Here is a 6576-nt window from a genome sequence, read left to right as displayed (position 1 = left end):
CCCGATGATCTGCTCTTCCGAAAAGCGGCTGCGCTTCATGCTCTGGTCCTTGTCGTGGGCCAGAACGAACTTCAAACTGGATTAAACCCGCGGGGCAAGGTCAAAAAATCCCGCCGACTGTTAGCCGGCGGGAGTTGACTTGAAGGTTTAGCGACCGGGCTCCGATCGCAGGTGAGATCCTGATAACGGAGTTAGACTTCACCGTGGCAGGCGCTGTTCAGCCGCGCCAGCGTGCGACAGACGGCCCTTATTTGCCCTTCCCTTCGCGTCGATTTTCAGCCGCGCTGGGTGGCAGCCCGCTTCCATGGCGCGATAAAAACGCTGGAATCTCCGGTTTTGTCGCGGTGGAATATCCTGCCCGTCGGCCTCCATGAAAAAGCCCGGCGCGGGGCCGGGCTTTTCGTTGATTGGCCAGCGCCCGCAAGCCGGGCGATCAGAATGACACTCGCTCAAGAACCGCCTGCATTGGGTCAGTGGGCGATTGGGGCGAATGACATTCGCAAATGATGTTCTGAAATCCGCCTCTGCCAATAAGGTTGAGGCTTCCGCCTTCCCTGAATATCCCCGCTGCCCGATCAAAAGATAGTTGGCTGATTTGAACATCAGCAGACAGGTCGTATCCATTCTGACTATAGCTGCCGAAAAGCATGAAATCGCTGTTGCCACCAAACAGCTTACCGTTGGCTAGTGTTATTAAACCCAAAATAGTCTCGCCATCCGATTTCGAGAAGCGAGCTTTGTAAAAGCCATCTAGCACGCGTACCTCCCCCCGCATTTTTATTGTGGTAGCGATATGGTGGCCAAACCCGGAACGCGCAAGCTAGTGGCCTGTTCCTCATCTGCGGGTGGCCCATCTCAGCCAGTACCCCTAATGAGACACCGTCCCCATTATCCGCGGCGCTAGGTTGGTGGCCGCCACTCTGTGCCGCTCCATGCGCGCGAGCTGGTCGATATCGTGATGATGATAATGCGCGCGCCTGTTTTCCACATCCCCGACCGGCAGTAGCCCGCGCGCGTTCTGAGCCACCACTAATCGACAATTTGACTCTGGCTTGCGCCGCGTTTCGATGGCGACATGCCCCGCCCTGCCCGCCGCCATACGCCCACACACACCGACGGCCGGCCGGTCAAGATCACCTTCGGCGAGATGCGAGAGATGGGCGTGCGCGACATCCTGGTCTATGGCCATTGTGGTCATCATGTCGCTCTGGACGCTGACCTTTGGCCTGACCGCGTAAGGCTCTCCGATCTCGAGCCGCGGTTCGTCTGTCGCGGTTGCGGTAGTCGCGGCGCCGAGGTTCGGCCAGACTTCGACCGAGGCAACCCGCAGCTCGCAATCATGGGGTACCGAAACACGCAATGACCAAGGGTTGGGGGCGGCCGTTCGAGGAGCCAATCGAGGTCGGCGGCCGCAAGCTGGTGACGTTACTCGATGCGACCAAGGCAAAGAGCTGATGGTGATCGCTACTGAGGAAGTTACCAAGGTCTGGTTCGATGAAAACGATCCAGAGGGCGTGGCCTTCGAGTACGATGTGGTGGGCTTGCCAGCCTCAACCCTGTGACGCGTGGTCCAATGGGAAAAACCGCAGCGTGGTTCCAGCCCCCACTGCGGCATTCCCGGATAACTACAAATTGGTTGGTACTCAAATCTCGCCGGTGTTCTCTCAGTAGAACACCCCGTTCCGAAAATGGAGTCCGGAGAACTACCGGAGTCCGCTGTTTTATCCATTGTCGTTAAGGGGCGAACATGGCACGGACTTGCCTTCCAGCCCCGATGCTCCCGGCTGCCGGTCCAATTGCGGATTAGAGCGCCGGGAGTGCTAGGCCCGCCAGCGTGAACCGGCGGGCCTTGTCAGCGCCGCCGAGTTCGCTCAATTTCGCGGGTCGCCCAGGTCGCAAAGATCATCGCGAACCGGAAGCGAGCACGACCGACATTCGTGTCAAATCTGAAGCTGTGGGCGGCCGTGCTCGGCGCGCTGTTCGTGATCGTGTTGATCTGGCTGGCTCTCGATGTCGCTGGCCGGTCCGCCGCGCTCTGACGGCGACTAGATTGCGATCGGAGGGGCGCTGGTGGTGACCGGCTGCAAGTAGCAAGCTTTTCCACACCGCGATGCACGGTAGCTCGCGCGCGTTCCCGGCTGGCGCCTTCCAGATTTCAACAACTGCTCAAATCTCATGTGAGATCTGACGCAGGCGCTTGAGGAGCCGCCAGACTTGCGTCCAGGACCATCTGCCTCGCCCGGTTGGCGTAGGAACGCGGGTCTCGTTGAGTTTCTTTGCAAGCGCCCCCAAGGACGTGGCACCGGACTTCTGGAGAGCTTTGATAACCGGGGCTAGTTCGGCTGCCCGCGCGTTCGCGCGGGCCTCCTGAACCGTTCTGGGTGTCGCTCGCTTCAAATGGCTACTCAGTCCTGTCGCTTGGCATGTGGTGTCTACTAGCCATTTGTACGACAATCGGCTCGCCACCTGGGCGGGCCACTCTGGCAGTCGTGGGAAAGTACCGCAATAGAGAGGCCCATCAACGTGAACTGGCGGTCAGCGCTTCGCTGCGTTGCCAGCTAATTCCATCGCGAGATCTAGGGCTGCGATTCCAATTTGGTCGGTCGGACGAGATCGACAGCGCTGGTCCATCCAAGCAATTATCGCTGTAAAATCACCGCCTCCGACGATTTCTCTATCGCCGCTAACATTCAGGCCACTGATGAAACCTACAACCCAGGATTCGAAAGCGCCCTTTACTACCGCATTCTTGGTTCTGTTCGTCCAAGCCGAGCACGACTGCGAGCCGGCACCCACGATGGTGGCCCCGGCGCGGAGCGGATTGGTTGGCAGTATTAGCAAGGCGACGACCGCCAACACCCTCATCATCAAAACCGGTAAGCTGGATGTAGAAGACCAGCCTACCGATCAAGATCGCTCTTGTCAGCCGCAGTGAGACACCCTCGCCCTGTCCGCCGCCACACGCCTACCTATGCCGACGGCCCGCCGGTCAAGATCACCATGGCCGAGATGCGCGAAATCGGAGTGCGCGGCGTCCTGGTGTATTGCGCCGACTACCGATGCAGCCACAGCGTTGCCCTGACCACTGGCCCGATGAGGTGCGCGTGTCCGACATCGAGCCGCGCTTCGTATGCAAATCCTGCGGACAGCGCGGCGCAGATGTCCGGCCGGACTTCAATTGGGAGGGGCCGCCCGTCGCGGCCATGGGATATCGATAGCGGGGCAGTGACGGCCCCGGCCGAGGGTCAGGTGGGTGGCCGGGGCCGTTTGGAGGCTTGGACCGGAGGCCAAGCGACTGCGAGATTGCTCACAGCTCGGAGCGCCGTTCTGTTCGTTTCCGCACATTGGCGATACCGTTCCCCACAGGAACAGCAAACATTGCGCAGCGAATGACCGAACGAGGCTGGGGGCGGCCTTTCGAGGAGCCGAAAGGTAGACGGCCGCAAGCTGGTCACGTTGCGCGATCCCGGCGAGTACATCATCGCGCTAGCGCAATGCTCTCTCGCGCGCCGCAGTCAGATCTGCCTTTATCTGCGCAGCATTTGTCGGCTCTCGAATTGGGGGTGGCTCATTGAGGTCCCGCGCCCATGGCGCGCCTGATCGAACCGTTGATGTCGCTGGATCAGAAGTCGCGCAAGCAGAGACGAGTGGACCAACAACGGCCACCAACAGCGCCTGCCATATCGTCGCCTGGATGCCCACGGCTCACCTAACGGAGATCCACCCGAACCGGCCGTCAAATCATGGTTCATGATTGGTTAATTTTCGGGAAACAGCCCGCCAGCGCGAAATCACGGACGCGCTGCAGCCACCGCCGCAACTGTTCCAAGGCAAGCGACGTTTAAAAAATCCGGCCGACCTTGCGAGCCGGCGGGAAGTTTGGACTGTAGATTACGATCGGTGTCGCCAATCTCGATTAGGTCGCGCCAGCAAAGCGCTCGTTCTGCAACGACCGCTTATTTCTTCAAACACAAGCCCACCGTCGGCGAGGTCCCGCACTTCGGGCCGTCCGCCGCTCCCCCGGTTGGGCAGAACACGGACACCAGCGTTTCGTTGCTGTCGCAATTGACCGCGCCATCAGCCTGTACCGCGCGGATATTGATCGACGCGGGGTCGCCCTTCGGGCCCTGCGGTCCTTGCGCGCCGGCCGGCCCCTGGGGACCTGGCACGCCCTGAATTCCTTGCGCGCCCTGTGGGCCAGCTGGGCCTTGCGGTCCTGGATCTCTGCCACACGCTGCAACTGCAAGAGCAGCAGTCATTGCGACTACCGTGATCATTTTGTGCATTGCAATCCTCCCAATGGAGCCAACCATTAAACTGGTCGCCTGAGAGAGCCGCAATAGAGCAATAGAGAAGGCCCGCCGGCTTGACCGGCGGGCCTTGAATGGCTGGCGTCTTGGCAGGGCCTTACAGGCGCGTTACGACTGTTGTTATGCTGGAAGAGACCGATGCCGAGCTTCGGTTGAAGCAAATCCTTAAGGCGAATCCGGATCGGTTGAGCCGATTTCGGGCGGCCAGCGTTGCCTTTGCTATCGTGCCCGGTTCGAATTAGGCGATCGTATTCCAGCTATGGTTCAACGCCCGACATGCCGAATTTGAGCGCGATAACCCTGTCCCCTAATCCCTTCGCGTCGATTGTCAGTGGCGCTGGAGGTGGGTAGCGGGTGCGTCCGTTGCCGCGATAAATCCGCCGGAAACGCCGAGTTTGTCGCGGCCGAAACACGCAATGACGAAGGGGCTAAATCAATAAAATGCTCTTTCGAAGAGAGCGAAGGCGATCAGTGCCAGCGGCAAAAGGTCAAGCACAACTACCTTTGCGCACTGTTGCTGGTGCGATGCAAGCTCCAGGATATCCTGCTTGAACCGGTGGCGTTTCATTGAACTCTTAGGGAAGCCAACGTTCGACGGGTAACAGTACATCATCGTGGAGGGCCGCAGAACACGAGCGTTCGCAGTGGCGTAAGCAAATTAGGCGCGTGCCGCGAACCGACGGATTGGCTGTGACGGTAGCTGCCCTCTATCCGCAGGGCTCGAAAGCGTTTCCAACCCGGCTTCTATGACCGCAATATCCTGCTCGACCTGCGCAATGGACCACCGACAGTCGAAACCTGTCCTGGCCTTCAGGTCGACGGCAAGTCGCCGGCGATGCATCCTTAGCTCCTCGAGCGACTGGCGGTCCTTAAGTCTCGCGTAGCCGTCAACAATCAACTCAATCGCACTCGACACAACGCTACCCCTCAATCAAATTTCGGATTTGCAATACGGATAGGCTAGCGAGGAACGGAATAGGCGTAAATCGACAAATGGACAGAGCGACAGCCCCATATGATTTCAGGGAGCTGGTTTAATTGTGATTTGAAATCTTTCTTTTATTGAGCCAATGATTAACCGATTTTTTATTGTGACTTTTGGGGTAAGTATGAGTAGTTTAATTTCTGCTTGGGCCCTCGCCCAAAGATCCCGACACATCGCCCGACAGATTGATGAACTGCGCGAGCTTAAAAGACGGGTGCGCGAAGCCGAAGCAAGGATGATATGGGTCGCGAATCCGCGCAGATGCGGACGGCGTCGAAAGCGGCGCGACTTCCGATCTTGCGCGTGCTTATCAGCTTCTGACCCGCTCCACCTGAATCCTGAAATCGTCTAGTGCTCGTCCGGCGCTCAACTGCGCAACCAGCCATCGTGGCTGCTTTCCGCGGCCTGCCCAAGTTTCGTAGGGATAGTCGGAATTTCGATACTGGGGCAAGACTGATGGGTACGGCCGACGGTTCGAATTCGAACCGTGCAACCTGTTCAGGCGATCTTCCAACCACAGTTTCTGGCGTTCGATTTTTTGATGAAGAGCTTGCGAAATCATAGTGTGGAGATTCCTCAACTCTTCAATATTCAGCAGCTCAAAACGCTCGGCATAGCGCATGGGTAACCACCCCCGTGATATCGGCCTGCCCCAGGCTCATAATAGTTATTCCACATTATGACGGGATTTACCTACATTTAAAGTTCCATTATTCGGACTTTTAATTCCGCAGTGCACCCAGATACGAGAGCGCGCCGGCGCGAACCGGCGGGCCTGAGACATTCAACTTCGGACCGCGGCCCTCGCGCCTCAGCCGCCCTCGCGCAGTCCCTGCTCAATCATTTTCAAACGTTTTCTGAGAGCGCGATCTATGGCGCGGGCTTCTCTTGGCGCAATTCTACCGGTCGTCATATCGGACAGCATCCTGCCCTGAAACGTCGCGATCTGGTCTAACGTCATCTGCTCGATTTGAGCAATCCGCGCCTCAACATCGGCATTTGCTTCCGCCCTGTTGCGCATGCGCTCGCTCCCTTGATGAGTCGCGATTTTGATTTTGGACCCCGGCGGCGCCGAAGCAAATGCCAGCACCGCCGGAATTGTGGACAAGCTACCGCTTCAACCGACGGGCGTGCGCCGCCGGCCGCGGCCGTTGCTTTTCCCGTGCGACAGCCAGCCCTCAATTGCCCTTCCCTTCGCGTCGATTTTCAGCCGCGCTGGGTGGCGGCCCGCTTCCATGGCGCGATAAAAACGCTGGAATCTCCGGTTTTGTCGCGGCGGAA

General features: G+C 58.7%; 5 protein-coding genes. All 5 read right to left on the bottom strand.

Annotated elements, in window-relative coordinates; genetic code table 11:
• Positions 1-198: 198 nt before the first annotated feature.
• The gene (locus tag CT676_RS42705; RefSeq protein ID WP_135217254.1) at positions 199-624 is read right to left on the bottom strand and encodes a hypothetical protein; all 426 of its coding nucleotides are present in this window, start codon (positions 622-624) and stop codon (positions 199-201) included.
• 244 nt (positions 625-868) lie between these two features.
• Complete coding sequence (locus tag CT676_RS44660; protein WP_167768347.1) at positions 869-1201, bottom strand: hypothetical protein; 333 nt, start codon at positions 1199-1201, stop codon at positions 869-871.
• A gap of 3767 nt (positions 1202-4968) precedes the next feature.
• On the bottom strand, positions 4969-5226 hold the full coding sequence (locus tag CT676_RS45895; RefSeq protein ID WP_135217252.1) for a hypothetical protein: 258 nt from the start codon (positions 5224-5226) through the stop codon (positions 4969-4971).
• A gap of 379 nt (positions 5227-5605) precedes the next feature.
• Positions 5606-5917: an H-NS histone family protein gene (locus tag CT676_RS42675; protein ID WP_135217251.1), complete on the bottom strand. Its 312-nt coding sequence runs from the start codon at positions 5915-5917 to the stop codon at positions 5606-5608.
• A gap of 189 nt (positions 5918-6106) precedes the next feature.
• A complete protein-coding gene (locus CT676_RS42670; RefSeq protein WP_135217250.1) occupies positions 6107-6403 on the bottom strand; it encodes a hypothetical protein in 297 nt (98 codons plus the stop codon).
• Positions 6404-6576 lie beyond the last annotated feature (173 nt).

The sequence above is a fragment of the Bradyrhizobium sp. MOS001 genome (assembly GCF_004634465.1).
Taxonomy (GTDB): Bacteria; Pseudomonadota; Alphaproteobacteria; order Rhizobiales; family Xanthobacteraceae; genus Bradyrhizobium; species Bradyrhizobium barranii.
Note: the sequence above shows the minus strand (reverse complement) of the source record. Positions and strands in the feature narration are given on the sequence as shown.

What these genes read in the sequence shown, in the direction of transcription:
- CT676_RS42705 (WP_135217254.1), bottom strand. Translation starts at nt 624, where the DNA reads ATGGATACGACCTGTCTGCTGATGTTCAAATCAGCCAACTATCTTTTG.
- CT676_RS44660 (WP_167768347.1), bottom strand. Translation starts at nt 1,201, where the DNA reads ATGATGACCACAATGGCCATAGACCAGGATGTCGCGCACGCCCATCTC.
- CT676_RS42675 (WP_135217251.1), bottom strand. Translation starts at nt 5,917, where the DNA reads ATGCGCTATGCCGAGCGTTTTGAGCTGCTGAATATTGAAGAGTTGAGG.